This window comes from Panacibacter ginsenosidivorans, from assembly GCF_007971225.1.
Taxonomy (GTDB): domain Bacteria; phylum Bacteroidota; class Bacteroidia; order Chitinophagales; family Chitinophagaceae; genus Panacibacter; species Panacibacter ginsenosidivorans.
In genome coordinates this window covers 2924018-2938061 of sequence record NZ_CP042435.1, presented here as the reverse complement: position 1 = coordinate 2938061, position 14044 = coordinate 2924018, and the positions used below count along the sequence as shown (strand labels likewise).

Annotated in this window: 13 protein-coding genes; 8 read left to right on the top strand and 5 right to left on the bottom strand. The window is 38.7% G+C overall.

The genetic code is table 11. The features are described 5' to 3' along the window. The first annotated feature begins 68 nt into the window (after positions 1 to 68). The 3 genes from FRZ67_RS12390 (at position 69) to FRZ67_RS12380 (ending at position 2423) form a co-directional block, all read left to right on the top strand. The gene (locus FRZ67_RS12390) at positions 69 to 1361 is read left to right on the top strand and encodes a TolC family protein (protein ID WP_147189869.1); all 1293 of its coding nucleotides are present in this window, start codon (positions 69 to 71) and stop codon (positions 1359 to 1361) included. Positions 1362 to 1397: 36 nt separating this feature from the next. Next, positions 1398 to 2123: a 3-deoxy-manno-octulosonate cytidylyltransferase gene (gene kdsB / locus FRZ67_RS12385; protein ID WP_147189868.1), complete on the top strand. Its 726-nt coding sequence runs from the start codon at positions 1398 to 1400 to the stop codon at positions 2121 to 2123. A 63-nt stretch (positions 2124 to 2186) separates the two neighbouring features. Then, positions 2187 to 2423 (top strand): (4Fe-4S)-binding protein, encoded by a 237-nt coding sequence (locus FRZ67_RS12380; protein ID WP_147189867.1) that lies wholly within the window; start codon positions 2187 to 2189, stop codon positions 2421 to 2423. 126 nt (positions 2424 to 2549) lie between these two features. Here FRZ67_RS12380 and FRZ67_RS12375 read toward each other — a convergent pair whose 3' ends face one another. Both FRZ67_RS12375 and FRZ67_RS12370 read right to left on the bottom strand, forming a co-directional pair. Then, positions 2550 to 3380: a universal stress protein gene (locus FRZ67_RS12375; RefSeq protein WP_147189866.1), complete on the bottom strand. Its 831-nt coding sequence runs from the start codon at positions 3378 to 3380 to the stop codon at positions 2550 to 2552. Positions 3381 to 3574: 194 nt separating this feature from the next. Continuing rightward, positions 3575 to 4753, bottom strand: a complete 1179-nt coding sequence (locus tag FRZ67_RS12370; RefSeq protein ID WP_147189865.1) for an acetyl-CoA C-acyltransferase — start codon at positions 4751 to 4753, stop codon at positions 3575 to 3577. A gap of 302 nt (positions 4754 to 5055) precedes the next feature. Here FRZ67_RS12370 and mfd point away from each other — a divergent pair, with 302 nt between their 5' ends. Beyond that, positions 5056 to 8466, top strand: coding sequence for a transcription-repair coupling factor (gene mfd, locus FRZ67_RS12365; RefSeq protein WP_147193208.1), 3411 nt, complete (start codon positions 5056 to 5058; stop codon positions 8464 to 8466). A 53-nt stretch (positions 8467 to 8519) separates the two neighbouring features. Then, complete coding sequence (locus FRZ67_RS12360) at positions 8520 to 8888, top strand: DUF4870 domain-containing protein (protein WP_147189864.1); 369 nt, start codon at positions 8520 to 8522, stop codon at positions 8886 to 8888. Between the two features lie 175 nt (positions 8889 to 9063). On the opposite strand, the gene FRZ67_RS12355 is transcribed toward FRZ67_RS12360, so the two are convergent. The 3 genes from FRZ67_RS12355 to FRZ67_RS12345 all read right to left on the bottom strand — a co-directional run bounded on the left by FRZ67_RS12355 (position 9064) and on the right by FRZ67_RS12345 (position 12091). After that, positions 9064 to 9270, bottom strand: a complete 207-nt coding sequence (locus FRZ67_RS12355; RefSeq protein ID WP_147189863.1) for a hypothetical protein — start codon at positions 9268 to 9270, stop codon at positions 9064 to 9066. A 299-nt stretch (positions 9271 to 9569) separates the two neighbouring features. After that, positions 9570 to 11549 (bottom strand): DNA topoisomerase (ATP-hydrolyzing) subunit B, encoded by a 1980-nt coding sequence (gene gyrB / locus FRZ67_RS12350; RefSeq protein ID WP_147189862.1) that lies wholly within the window; start codon positions 11547 to 11549, stop codon positions 9570 to 9572. 215 nt (positions 11550 to 11764) lie between these two features. Then, entirely contained in the window at positions 11765 to 12091 is a 327-nt protein-coding gene (locus FRZ67_RS12345) for a hypothetical protein (RefSeq protein ID WP_147189861.1), read from the bottom strand. Positions 12092 to 12217: 126 nt separating this feature from the next. On the opposite strand from FRZ67_RS12345, the gene FRZ67_RS12340 reads away from it, so the two are divergent. The 3 genes from FRZ67_RS12340 to FRZ67_RS24000 all read left to right on the top strand — a co-directional run bounded on the left by FRZ67_RS12340 (position 12218) and on the right by FRZ67_RS24000 (position 13901). Further along, a complete protein-coding gene (locus tag FRZ67_RS12340; RefSeq protein ID WP_147189860.1) occupies positions 12218 to 13006 on the top strand; it encodes a M90 family metallopeptidase in 789 nt (262 codons plus the stop codon). Positions 13007 to 13089: 83 nt separating this feature from the next. Then, positions 13090 to 13647 carry a sigma-70 family RNA polymerase sigma factor gene (locus FRZ67_RS12335; RefSeq protein WP_147189859.1) on the top strand — a complete coding sequence of 186 codons (558 nt, stop codon included), beginning with the start codon at positions 13090 to 13092 and terminating at the stop codon, positions 13645 to 13647. Between the two features lie 11 nt (positions 13648 to 13658). Continuing rightward, complete coding sequence (locus FRZ67_RS24000) at positions 13659 to 13901, top strand: anti-sigma factor family protein (RefSeq protein ID WP_147189858.1); 243 nt, start codon at positions 13659 to 13661, stop codon at positions 13899 to 13901. Positions 13902 to 14044: the final 143 nt, after the last annotated feature.

Sequence of the window (14044 nt, the reverse complement as noted above, 5' to 3'; positions counted from 1 at the left end):
TGACACAAGAGGCGATGAGTAAAGGACTTTAGCTGGCTTCAAAAAATTGATTTGTATAATAAACAGTAATGAAAAAATTTCTTGTCGTATTATTATTGATCAGCTTTCAGGCAAAAGCACAACAAAGACTTACCCTGGAAGAAGCGATCAATATTGCATTGAAGAACAGTTTTGATATTCAGCTTGCGAAAAACAATGTAGAAGCAAACACTATATTAAATAACTATGGTGTGGCGGGCGGGTATCCAACAGTATCTGCTACGGCAAATGATAATGAACAGATCACCAGCCTCAATCAAAAATTGAGTAATGGCACCAACACAAACAAGAGTGGTGTTGCTGCAAACAATCTTACAGCTGGTGTTACCGGAAGTATTCTTTTGTACAATGGAATGCGTGTGGTAACTACTAAAAAAAGGCTTGAACAATTACAACAGCAAAGCGAGCAGTTGCTAAATGTTCAGATTCAAAATACGATCGCATTGGTGATGACGCAATATTATGACGTGGTACGCCAGCAGAGTTATTTAAAAACATTGAATGCTTCTATAGATGCTGCGTCGCAACGCCTCGAAATTGTAAAAGCACAACAGTCTGCAGGCTATGCTAATAATGCAGACCTGTTTCAATCGCAGCTTGACCTGAATACTTTGCAATTAAGTAAGCAGGCACAACTGGTAATTATTGACCAGGCAAAAACAGATTTTCTGACTTCATTAAATCTGAAAACCGACAGTACCATAACCATAAATGATACCATTATTACCGGTAAAAATATTTTGCTGGACAGTGTACTGAATAATCTTCCTGCAAGCCCTGAGGTTATTGCAGCAGAACAACAGATTAACATCAATCAGCTGGTAGAAAAAGAGATCACTGCACAACGTTATCCATCGCTGCGTTTAAATACGGGGTTTAATTACAACCGCTCTCAAAGTGCTGCAGGATTTACATTACTGAATCAAACATACGGCCCAACCTTCGGATTAAATCTCTCTATCCCAATTTATAATGGCTCTGCATATAAGCGCCAGCAGAGAGTGGCTGAGATAGACACAAAGAACGCAAAGATCCAAAAAGAGTCTTTACTTAAGGACAATGAATCCAATGCTGTAAAAAAATACCAGTCTTATGCAAGTGCCTTAGAACAATTGGAAACGCAAAAAGAAAATTATTCACTCGCACAACAATTGCTTGATCTTGTATTGAAAAAATTCGAGCTTAGAAACGCCACAATAGTTGACGTAAAAAATGCACAACAAACTTTTGAGAATGCCGGGTATTTATTGGTTAACCTGAATTTTGTTGCTAAGTCTGCGGAAATAGAATTAAAACGTCTTAGTAATCGTCTTGATTTTTAAATGTGTTAATCCGCATCTTTGCAATAAAGTTTTTCTATGAAGAAAGTTGCATTGATTCCTGCACGTTATGCGGCTACCAGATTTCCTGCCAAGCTGATGCAAGTGCTGGGTAATAAACCTGTGATAAGACATACTTACGATAATACAATTGCCACCGGTTTGTTTGATGAGGTGATCGTTGCAACGGACAGCGATATTATTTTCAATGAAATTACACAGCATGGTGGCAAAGCGGTAATGAGTAAAAGACCGCACGAAAGTGGCAGCGATAGAATTGCGGAAGCTGTTGCAGATATGAATGTGGATATAGTAGTGAATGTGCAGGGTGATGAACCATTTGTAAAACGTGAACCGCTAAAAAAACTCTTACACGTTTTCGAAGTTGATGAAGGAAAAAAGGTGCAGGTAGCAAGTTTAATGCAGGTGTTGAAAGAACAACAATACATAGAAGATCCTAATTACGTGAAAGTAGCCGTTGACAAGAATTGCAATGCCATTTTCTTCAGCCGTTCTGTAATTCCTTATCCCCGTAATAAAGAGATGGCCATTACTTATTACGAGCATATTGGTGTGTACGCATTTCGTAAACAGGCATTGATAAATTTTACCAACTGGCCCATGACTCCACTTGAATCTGCAGAAAAAATTGAATGCCTGCGCTATCTTGAAAATGGCATTCCGCTTAAGATGGTTGTTGTTGATTATATGGGTGTAGAGATAGATACACCGGAAGACCTGGCAAGGGCAGCAAAATATTTATAACTCAAGCCTGTTCGGCAATTTTTATTTTCAGTTTTATCATTTAATTTACCGATAAAAAATAATATGCCTGTAAAAACACATAAATATTCCAACGGAGAAGTTACTGTTGTTTGGAAACCCGATGTTTGTATTCATTCAGCTATTTGTTTCAGGGGATTGCCTGATGTGTTTAATCCGAAAAATAGACCCTGGGTAGAAATTAATGGTGCTAGCACAGATAAAATTATTGATCAGGTTCGCAAATGTACGAGTGGCGCGGTGAGTTATTTTATGAATGCAGAAAAGAACGATGAAGAATAATTGCAATCCTGTATTCAGGAAACACACAGTACAGCATTTTGCCTGTTAAATTTATATTCTGCAGATGAACGTAATGCAACGCAACAGGCGATGCACAAAGTACTATAGCCGGATCCAAAAAAATGATTAATGCACTACCATTAACGGTACATGGCTATGAAAGGCCAATGCTTTGGTATGGCTCTTGTGAAAAAGCGCATCGAACCAGCCCATCTTTTTTGGAATAGTAATAATAAGGTCAACTTCTTTTTCCAATGCAAATTTGTTGATGGCCTGTACAAAATCTGCATCATCAATAAAATGATATTCCGGATTGTAACCCTGCAATAAAGTGTCAAGCATTAAACTTTCAAAGGGGGTATCTGCAGTAAAGTGTTTTTGCCTGTGGTCGATGTTTACCACAAATAATTTTGCACTGGTTTCATTCAGTATTCTTTTTATAGGATCAACGGGTGTGGTTTCTACCACCTGTGAAAAATCGCAGGCCAGCATAATTTCTTTTATATCTGTATAGCCGGCGTCCGGAGGTACAATGATCACTGGCACTGTGGCTTTTCTTGAAACATCAATAGCGAAACTACCAATAAGATTTTCTGCAATTTTTCCGGTGCCGGTAACGCCCATCACTATCAGGTCAATATTATTATTTGTGCACACTTCATTAATATCCATGGTTAACACACCATATTCACTCAGTGTTTCTAACTCCATATTCTTATCACAAAATGCTTTTAGTGTTAGCTTAAAAGCAGTAAGATTTTCCTCGCTTGCCTTTTTCATTTCTTCTATGTCAATAGCATCCACTATAGCCATATTAGCATCTGTTACAATAGGTGTCTGGTAAGCATTGTAGAAAATGATCTTTTTACATTTTACCTGTTTTGCAAAATTGATAGCATACATGGCTGCATTTCTTGCAGCAGGCGAAAAGTCTGTAGGAACCAGTATGGTATTCATGGTGGTTTAATTTCTATACGAAGTTAAAAAAGGCTAACAGTTTAAATACTGACAAAAGTCATGCTGAATAAAGTTAACAAAAAAGGGTTCTACTCCAGGAGGAACCCTTTTAAATTAATATAATTGCCGAGACGGAGAGGCCAAAGCCTTAATACCTTTTTTCTATATGCCTTTGCTTCTCAGCAGTAGAAAAATTACACAATATTTTCAATGATGCCTGCAATGCCTTGTCCACCACCAACACAAGCTGTAACCATACCATATTTTTTGTTCAGTCTTTTCATATCACCAAGTAATTGCACGGTAAGTTTACAACCTGTGCAACCCAAGGGATGACCGAGTGCGATAGCCCCACCGTTGATGTTTACTATATCAGGATCTAAATTAAGTTCACGTATTACAGCAAGCGATTGTGATGCAAAAGCTTCATTCAATTCTATCAGGTCAATATCTGCAAGATTCATACTGGCCTGTTTCAAAACCTTTGGTATTGCAGCAACCGGTCCTATACCCATTATGCGCGGATGCACACCAGCAACTGCACTGTTCACCAAACGTCCTATTGGTTTAAGACCAAGTTCATTGATCATTCTTTCGCTCATTACAATTACAAAAGCAGCCCCATCACTTGTTTGAGATGAGTTCCCCGCAGTAACAGAACCACCCAACGCAAATGCGGGTTTCAATTTTGCCAATGCATCTATTGTTGTATCCGCACGTACGCCTTCATCTGTATCTATTACATAATTGCGTGTTGCTTTCTTGCCTTTTTCATTTAAGTAAACTTCTTCTACATTAACAGGCAATATGCCTGGTTTAAAATAACCATTCTGTATAGCATGCATCGCTTTTTTATGCGAGTTCAATGCAAATGCATCCTGGTCTTCTCTGCTTACTTTAAATTCTTTTGCTACAGCTTCTGCAGTAAGACCCATACTTAAATAATAATCAGGGTCGTCTTTGGCAATAGCATAAGAAGGAACTGTTTTCCAGCCAGCAGTTGGAACAAGGCTCATGCTTTCTGTGCCGCCTGCAATAATGCAATCAGCCATGCCTGTACGGATTTTGGCTGTAGCCATAGCAATGCTTTCGAGACCACTTGCGCAATAGCGGTTGATAGTAATACCTGCCACTTCTATGCCCAATGCTTTGGCGGCAATGATACGCCCAAACTGTAATCCCTGTTCTGCTTCAGGCACAGCGTTGCCTACAATTACATCATCCACACGTTTTGCTTCCAGTTGCGGTACCGATGCCATTAGTCCTTTTATCACTTCCACCGCAAGATCATCGGGCCTGTAAAAACGCAGACCACCTTTCTTGCTTTTACCTACTGCGGTGCGGTAACCGGCAACAATATATGCTTCCTGCATAAAATAAATTTTGATTATCAAATGTAATACAAAGTTGTTTATGCAACTAAATGCGAAAGTTAAGATTTTGGTACTGGCTGTAGTGCCTGTAGCATCGCCGGTTGTGTCACTCACTTGTACGTTCGGAATAATAAGCAAGCTGCGAGCTTTGAGCCATGAGCTACGAGCAAAACGCAATTGCTCACGACTCGCTATTAGCTCACATCTATTCTTCAGTACAAGTGTGCGACGCAACAATGTTAAATAGCATTGCTGGTGCTGGCTCAACAAAATAAAACCAACTATCTTTGCAGCCGCAGATTATGAACTTAAGTGCGTTGCTGGAACAGTATCAACAATCTCCCCGTCTTTTTCAGCTGACGGACAGGCTTCTTTTTGCCGATACCCAAAAAATCTTTCTCAAAAATTTACAGGGCAGCAGTGCAGAATTTGTGGTAAGCAGTGTGTTCATGCATACTAATACGCAGCAACTAAATCATCTTGTTGTTTTGAACGATGCGGAAGATGCGGCTTATTTTCACAACACGCTGGAGAATCTTACCAGTGCGTTGGACCTGTTTTATTTTCCGGCATCATTCAAGAACAGGAAGAATTTTAAACTGCTCAACTCTTCGCATGTAATGCTACGTACGGAAACACTTACGAGACTTGCTGCCGGCGGTAATAAGAAGATCATTGTTACTTACCCGGAAGCACTGTTTGAAAAAGTTGTTTTGCCAAAAACACTTAGCAGTAATATTATCAGTATAAAAACAAACGACACCATAAATCTCGAAAGTCTTTTGGAGTTGTTTGTAATGTATGGTTTTACACGAACAGATTTTGTGTATGAACCTGGCCAGTTTGCACTGCGTGGAGGCATACTGGATATTTATTCTTTTGGAAATGAAAAGCCTTATCGTGTAGAATTGTTTGGTAATGATGTGGACAGCATACGAATCTTTGATCCGGAAACACAGCTTAGTGAACGAAAGCTTTTGCAAGTAAGCATTATACCAAATATTGAAACACAGTTTGATAGTGGTGAGAAAGTTTCATTACTCGAATTTCTCCCCGAAAACACGATTGTGTGGTTAAAGGATTGGGATGTAATAAAAGAGAAGATCTTTTTGCAGGAAGAAGACCTGGAAGGTTTTATCGCTTTGCTTGATGACGGATATCGCATGCAGAACAGTGATGAAGACGATGATACGCAGGTTGTGAAAGAAATAAAATGGGATGATTTTGTAAAGCACGATGTGATTGAAAAGCAACTTGCGTCAAGACATATTGTAGAGTTTGGATTTAAGCCACAACTTGCAACATTTGAAATAGAGTTTGCTACCAAACCTCAACCTGCCTTTAACCGTCAATTCGATTTGCTGATAAAAGACCTGAAAGCTCATGAGTCTGCAAAATATAGCATTTACATTTTTGCAGAGCAGGCAAAACAACTGGAAAGGCTCAACAGCATCTTCAATGATCTCAATACTGAAATACAATTTGTACCTGTCGCAACTTCTATTCATGAAGGGTTTATAGATGAAGACCTGAAAGTTATTTGTTATACAGATCACCAGATATTTCAACGTTATCATAAGTATCGCGTAAAACAGGCATACAACAAAAACAAAGCTCTTACTTTAAAAACATTACGTGATCTGCAGCCCGGAGACTTTGTTACGCATATAGATCATGGTGTGGGTACTTACAGTGGCTTGCAAAAACTTGAAGTGAATGGCAAGCTACAGGAAGCCGTACGCATTATTTATAAAGACAGCGATATACTTTATGTAAATATCAACTCGCTGCATAAGATCTCAAAATACACAGGCAAAGAAGGAACGATACCAAAAATAAATAAGCTGGGTAGCGATGTATGGAACAGGCTGAAAGAGAAGACGAAGGCTAAAGTAAAGGAAATAGCATTCGATCTCATCAAGCTATATGCACAAAGAAAAGCGCAACAAGGCTTTGCACATTCTCCGGATAATTATATGCAGACCGAACTGGAAGCTTCTTTTATATATGAAGACACACCGGATCAAAGTAAAGCAACAGCAGATGTAAAAAAAGATATGGAAAGTCCATCACCGATGGATCGTCTTGTTTGTGGCGATGTAGGTTTTGGTAAAACAGAAGTAGCCATTCGTGCAGCATTTAAAAGTTGTGTCGATGGCAAACAAGCTGCTGTATTGGTACCAACCACCATTCTTGCATTTCAGCATTATAAAACTTTTAGCGATAGGTTGAAAGATTTTCCGGTTACCGTTGATTATGTAAATCGTTTCAAATCTGCAAAGGAGAAAAAAGAGACTTTAAAGAAATTAGAAGAAGGCAAAATAGATATCATCATAGGTACTCATGGTTTGTTGGGTAAAGAAGTAAAATTCAAAGACCTTGGCATCATGGTGATTGATGAAGAGCAAAAGTTTGGTGTAGGTCATAAAGAAAAGTTGAAAACGTTAAAGACAAACGTTGATTGCTTAACGCTAACGGCAACGCCAATTCCACGTACACTGCAATTCAGTTTAATGGGAGCAAGAGATCTCAGTATTATTAATACACCGCCACCAAACCGTCAACCTATACAAACAGAAGTACAGGTATTCAATCCTGATTTCATAAGAGATGCCATCTATTATGAAACAGAACGCGGCGGCCAGGTTTTCTTTATACATAACCGTGTACAGGGCCTGGGCGAAATGTCTGGGTTGATACAAAGTCTCTGCCCCGATCTTAGCATTGGGTATGCTCATGGGCAACTTGAAGGTCATGAACTGGAAGAACGAATCCTTGATTTTATTGATAAAAAATACGATGTATTGGTTTGTACCAATATCGTTGAAAGCGGTGTGGACATTCCAAACGTAAATACCATTATTGTAAACAATGCACATCATTTTGGATTGAGCGATCTGCACCAGTTGCGTGGCCGCGTTGGGCGTAGTAATAAGAAAGCATTTTGTTATTTACTCGCTCCTGCAATGAGTACGTTGCCAACTGATTCCCGTAAACGTTTGCAAACACTGGAACAGTTTAGTGATCTTGGAAGCGGCTTTCAGATCGCTATGCGTGACCTTGATATACGCGGTGCAGGCAATATGTTAGGTGGTGAACAGAGTGGTTTTATGGCTGAGATAGGTTTTGAAATGTACCAGAAAATTCTTGATGAAGCAATACGTGAATTAAAACGCACTTCATTCAAAGATCTTTTTAAAGAAGAGATCAGCAAACAGGATGATTATGTAAGTGATTGTACCATCGATACCGATCTGGAAATTCTTATCCCTGATGATTATGTAGAAAGCATTACAGAACGCTTATCGTTATATACAAGATTGGATAGTTGCGAAACCGAAGAAGACCTTGTTGCTTTTCATGCAGAGATGCTGGATCGTTTTGGTCCAATGCCAAAAGCTGTCGAAGATCTTTTTACAACGGTACGTTGCCGCTGGCTCGCTGTAGATCTTGGCTTCGAAAAAATGAGCCTGAAATCAGAAACCCTGCGTTGCTATTTTATTAACAGAAATGATTCTCCTTATTTTGAATCAGACATCTTTAAAAACACTTTGCAATATTTACAAACAGGTACCAACAAAGCAAGGTTAAAACAGGTAGCTAAAAATTTCCTGTTGGTTGTGGATGATATAAAAGGCATGGAAGCTATGCAAAGATTTCTCAAGCTAATGCATAATGCAGTTATAAGAAAGAAAGAAGTAATGGAGGCATAAGCTTTTGCAGAATTCATTTCATTTCTTTATCTTTCTCTAAAATCCCCCGCACTATGTCACAAAACTCTTTTCTCGGTACAGATAGTTTACCGGCAATTGTGCCTACCAGTGATGAAAAAACATTGGGCCTGCTTGCACACGTATTAACATTTGTAGCATCATTTCTTGCACCGCTAATTATTTATCTTATTAAAAAAGATCAGTCAGAATTTGTTGCAGATCATGCAAAAGAATCTTTGAATTTCCAGATAACACTTTTTTTAGCAGTAATGGTTTGTATTCCTCTTTCTATAATTTTAATAGGTATTCCTGTTCTTATACTTATTGGAGTGCTTTCATTGGTTTGGAGAATTGTCGCGACAATTAAAGCAAGCGAAGGCAAAATATACAGGTATCCTTATTGTTTACGATTGATCAAATAAAGGGAATCTTTTGTATCCGGCCGCATTACTACTATAAATCATTTCTTGCGTCGCACTCTTGTACAGTTTGTTCTTTAATGATCAAAATATTTTCAAAGCATACTATTGCTCAGGCATATATAAATAAAAAGCAGCGAAAACTTTCGCTGCTTTTTATTTGAATCTTGTATAGATCTTAGAAACCTTTCTTTGCCACACCATCAGCAATGGCTTGTAAAGCTTTCGCTTCGCTAAGAATGGCCGCCATTTTATTTCCTTTTCCATCATGACCGGAAGCCATATAACCGCCTTTTGCAGTTTTGCTTACAACAGCATCCTGCATAGGAACATTCTTTTCTTTTGTTTTAAGGCAGTATGCTTTAATCATTTTCGAAGTGTCCATTTTTAAGTATTTAATTGGTTAGTTAATAGATTTTTACCCTTAGAAACAGCACAATCTATATTTTTTTTTTATAATCTGCAACAGACGTAGAAAAAAGTATTGCACACAAAAACATTCACAAGTTTCCTGCCAGGACGAAATTTTACTCCAACGACTTCTTTTTTCCTGCCGAAATATCAACTAAAAGTACAAGTGTGCGACGCAAGAGAAGCCTCATAGCAAGAAAAATGCAGGACCCATAAAAAAGAAAACCATGCATAGTTTGCATGGCAAATATTTTTAAAAGAAACCGGAATTAGTTACACATCAATCCTCGCATACTTGGCATGCGATTCAATGAATTCGCGGCGTGGAGCTACTTCATCACCCATCAGCCTTGTAAAAATTTCATCTGCAGTTATCATATTATCAATGGTTACCTGCTTCAATGTTCTGCGTGTTGGGTCAAGTGTAGTTTCCCAAAGCTGTTCTGAATTCATTTCGCCAAGACCTTTGTAGCGCTGTGTAGTTACGCTGTCGTCTTTACCACCGCCAAGCTTGGTAATAAGTGTCCTGCGTTGATCTTCATTGTAGGCGTACTCCTGCTCTTTACCTTTCTTAATAAGATACAAAGGTGGCTGTGCAATGTACACGTAACCTTGTTCTACCAGTTCTTTCATGTAACGGAAAATGAACGTAAGAATCAGCGTTGCAATGTGCGAACCATCTACATCGGCATCCGTCATGATAATAAGCTTATGATAACGCAGTTTAGCAAGATTCAATGCTTTTGGATCTTCCGGCGTTCCAACGCTTACACCCATTGCTGTAAACATATTGCGTATTTCCTCGTTCTCGTAGATCTTATGCTCCATGGCTTTCTCTACGTTCAGGATCTTACCACGCAACGGAAGAATGGCCTGGTGACTTCTGTCGCGACCGGATTTTGCTGTACCACCGGCGCTATCACCTTCAACCAAAAATAGTTCGCATTTTTCAGGGTCACGTTCGCTACAGTCGGCCAGTTTACCAGGTAATCCGCTTCCGCTTAGAACAGTCTTACGCTGTACCATTTCCCTTGCCTTCTTTGCTGCCACACGTGCCTGCGCAGCAAGAACAACTTTACTGATGATGTTTTTAGCCTCTTTTGGATTTTCTTCCAGGTATGCTTCCAATGCACGGGCTACGGTTGTTTGCACAATACCGCTTACTTCGCTGTTACCAAGTTTTGTTTTTGTCTGGCCTTCGAATTGTGGCTCCGGAACTTTCACAGAAATAATAGCGGTTAAGCCTTCACGAAAATCATCACCTTCTACTTCCACTTTTGCTTTTTCAAATAAGCCTTGCTTATCACCATATGTTTTAAACACCCTGGTAAGCGCCTGTCTGAAACCCGTTACGTGTGTGCCACCTTCAATGGTGTTGATGTTGTTAACGTAAGAGAAAATATGCTCTTTAAAATCGTCATTGTAAGTCAGTGCTACATCTACTGCTACATTGCTTGCTTCATCATGTGCTTCCACATACAATGTTTTAGGGATAAGCGGCGTACGTTTAGCGGCAGTATCCAGCATTTCAACAAACTCTACAATGCCACCTTCGCTGTAAAAATTCTTGCTGTAATTATTACCGTCTTCATCCTTTTCACGAAGATCTGTGATAGTAATACTGATACGTTTATTAAGAAAAGCAAGCTCACGAAGACGGCCTTCAAGTATTTCCCTGTTGTAAATACCTGTCTGGAAAATGGTCATATCCGGCCAGAAGTGAACAGTGGTACCAGTTTTTTCGGTAACACCAATTTCACGAACAGGATATGCTGGTATACCCGTATGGTATTCCTGTTCAAATACTTTTCCCTCGCGGTTTACGGTTACATGTAAAGTACTGCTCAATGCATTTACACAACTAACACCCACACCATGTAAACCACCAGAAACTTTATAGGTATTTTTATCAAATTTACCACCAGCATGCAAAACAGTCATTACAACCTGTAAAGCGCTTACACCTTCTTTTTGGTGAATACCTGTAGGAATACCGCGACCATCATCACTAACACTGATGGAATTATCCTCATGAATAATAACAAATATGTTTTTGCAATAACCGGCCAGCGCTTCATCAATGGAGTTATCTACAACTTCGTATACCAGGTGATGTAACCCTTTTACACCTATATCGCCAATGTACATTGCCGGTCTTTTTCTTACGGCTTCCAGGCCTTCCAAAACCTGTATACTGTCTGCACCGTAGCCATTTTGTTGGGGAGATACGGCAGGCTTTAATTCTTCGCTCATATGTGTGTAATACCTGCATTTTTTGCAAGTGGGCGAAGTTAAGTAAAAGCAACTGTTTAACAGCTATCTTAACGGCCAATTTTCCCACAATTTTCCCGGTGATTTTTTGATAGATTTTGGTGTTTTTTGAACCAGGCTTTGCAGCATGAATAAAGCTTTCGTTGCGTCGCACTCTTGTGCTGGAGCAAATGTTGCAGCATAATTGAAAACATGCCTTAATTAACCCATTTATCCAATAATGTTTTATTATTACTGATCTTCCCAACGATTCTATATTTTGAATAGTAAAGAATGCCGGATTGTTCAGCTATTTCTTTTACAACAGCTTTCGGATTTACCCATTTGGAATGTATAAACCAACATGTTTTTCCATCGTAATAAATAAAACCAACATGACTGTCCAAACCAACAATAAATAAACCTGCACCTTTTTCTTTCACAAAACTCAATGTAGAATCAAGCGGTTTATTCGAAAATGTTTTGATGTCTTTCTTGTCTGCAAATGCTTTTATAATTTGTTGGGAAGCTGATTGACCAATCATTACCCTATTTAAAGAAATTCCTGCGTCACAGAAGTTCTCATTTGAAATGATTGAACTAGTTTGATGCATTCAACTCATTTTTTCATAAAACTTAGCTGTATCTTTTTCTAATACTAACTTAGTTAAATGAACGGCCTTATCATTTTCGTAATCTGCGGTGCTATTTTGTTTTGGATCCTCTTTGGAAAAAAGAAGACAAAAGAAAACAAAGCGGTGTTTCCTGAGAACTATCGCCAGTTACTTGAAGATAATGTTGCTTTCTATCGTTCACTTGATGATGCAGGTAAAATCCGCTTTGAAGAAAAAATAAAAGCTATTTTTTCATACATAACCATAAGTGGTGTAAATACAACAATAGATGACCTTGACAAATTACTGGTAGCAAGCAGCGCCGTAATTCCAATTTTTGGTTTTAATGAATGGCGTTATTACAACCTGCGCAATGTTTTACTTTACGAGGATACTTTTACTGCAGATCAGTTTTCTACTACAGATAAAGACCGAAATACTTTAGGCATGGTTGGTACTGGCGCTATGCAGCAAATGATGATACTCTCCAAACCTGCGCTGCGATTGGGATTCAAAAATGAGACCGATAAAAACAATACTGGCATTCATGAATTTGTGCATTTGTTGGACAAAGCAGATGGAGAAACAGATGGTATTCCTGAGCAACTTTTACAAAAACAATATACTATCCCGTGGCTAAACCTGATGAACGATTCCATTACAGAAATCAGAGAAGGAAAATCTGATATTAATATTTATGGGGCTACCAGTAAAACAGAATTTTTTGCTGTAGCGGCAGAATATTTTTTTGAACGACCCGATCTGCTGCAACAAAAGCATCCTGAACTTTTTGCGTTACTCGAACAAGCTTTCCATCAAATACCTGCAACTATTAAAACAAAGTGAAAGCCTTTTGTATTTGTAAAGCCGTTGACAAATGTTTGTCATCAAATAAAATTAAAGGCTCTTCATTTCCTTACTTTTGATTTATGTCTGCACAATTAGATGCTACAAAATGGGTAAATGATTACAGTGATATGCTCTACCGGTATGCACTACCGCGTGTAAACGACAGCGAAATCGCAAAAGACCTGGTGCAGGATACCTTCCTGGCGGCATGGCGCAATTATGATAATTTTAAAGGAGAGATATCGGAAAAAAATTGGTTGTACGCCATTTTAAAAAATAAGATTATTGATCATTTTCGAAAAGCTTCCACACGCTTAACGGATAGTTTGCCGGGAATGGCCGATGATGATCCTTACTTTGACGAAGCAGCGCATTGGAAACAATCAATGCACCCAAAAGAGTGGGATGACAGCGACAGCCTTGTTACAAAGAAAGAATTCTATGAAGTGCTCAGCAACTGCAAGAATAAACTAAAACAAATTCAGGATACGGTGTTCACTATGAAATATCTTGAGGGGCTCGACAGTGAAGAAATATGTAAGGTGTTAAATTTAACATCGTCTAACTATTGGGTACTGATACACCGGGCAAAGCTGCAATTAAGAGCATGCCTTGAAAAAAACTGGTTTACAAAATAGATGTTGTGCGTATGAAATGGATGATAACATGTAAGGAGGCCACTAATTTTATTTCTTTAAAAGAAGAAAGAAAACTCACGGTTAAACAACGCATACAGCTATTGTTGCATTTGGGCATTTGCTCTTTATGCAAGCTTTTTTACAGGCAAAATAAAATTATAACGCAGCGTGCAGCTCATCTTCATGAGCATACAAATGCAACACTTTCACAACCTGAGAAAGAAGCGATAATCCAAAGAATAAACGCAGAATAATTTTAATACCAACTGTAGTGCTTATAGCATCTTCTGTTGCGTCGCAAGCACTTCATCGTTCCGTTTTTATAGCTACAAGGAAAAACATTTCAGTGCATCTGGCTGAGTGTAGGCAAAGCCGCACAAGTGAGTGACACAACTAA

Excerpts from the sequence above, each read along its gene's own strand:
- FRZ67_RS12345 (WP_147189861.1), bottom strand. The coding sequence starts at position 12,091 with ATGATTGGTCAATCAGCTTCCCAACAAATTATAAAAGCATTTGCAGAC.
- FRZ67_RS12390 (WP_147189869.1), top strand. The coding sequence starts at position 69 with ATGAAAAAATTTCTTGTCGTATTATTATTGATCAGCTTTCAGGCAAAA.
- FRZ67_RS12370 (WP_147189865.1), bottom strand. The coding sequence starts at position 4,753 with ATGCAGGAAGCATATATTGTTGCCGGTTACCGCACCGCAGTAGGTAAA.
- FRZ67_RS12375 (WP_147189866.1), bottom strand. The coding sequence starts at position 3,380 with ATGAATACCATACTGGTTCCTACAGACTTTTCGCCTGCTGCAAGAAAT.
- FRZ67_RS12360 (WP_147189864.1), top strand. The coding sequence starts at position 8,520 with ATGTCACAAAACTCTTTTCTCGGTACAGATAGTTTACCGGCAATTGTG.
- gyrB (WP_147189862.1), bottom strand. The coding sequence starts at position 11,549 with ATGAGCGAAGAATTAAAGCCTGCCGTATCTCCCCAACAAAATGGCTAC.
- FRZ67_RS12340 (WP_147189860.1), top strand. The coding sequence starts at position 12,218 with ATGAACGGCCTTATCATTTTCGTAATCTGCGGTGCTATTTTGTTTTGG.
- FRZ67_RS12355 (WP_147189863.1), bottom strand. The coding sequence starts at position 9,270 with ATGGACACTTCGAAAATGATTAAAGCATACTGCCTTAAAACAAAAGAA.
- mfd (WP_147193208.1), top strand. The coding sequence starts at position 5,056 with ATGAACTTAAGTGCGTTGCTGGAACAGTATCAACAATCTCCCCGTCTT.
- FRZ67_RS12335 (WP_147189859.1), top strand. The coding sequence starts at position 13,090 with ATGTCTGCACAATTAGATGCTACAAAATGGGTAAATGATTACAGTGAT.
- FRZ67_RS24000 (WP_147189858.1), top strand. The coding sequence starts at position 13,659 with ATGAAATGGATGATAACATGTAAGGAGGCCACTAATTTTATTTCTTTA.
- kdsB (WP_147189868.1), top strand. The coding sequence starts at position 1,398 with ATGAAGAAAGTTGCATTGATTCCTGCACGTTATGCGGCTACCAGATTT.
- FRZ67_RS12380 (WP_147189867.1), top strand. The coding sequence starts at position 2,187 with ATGCCTGTAAAAACACATAAATATTCCAACGGAGAAGTTACTGTTGTT.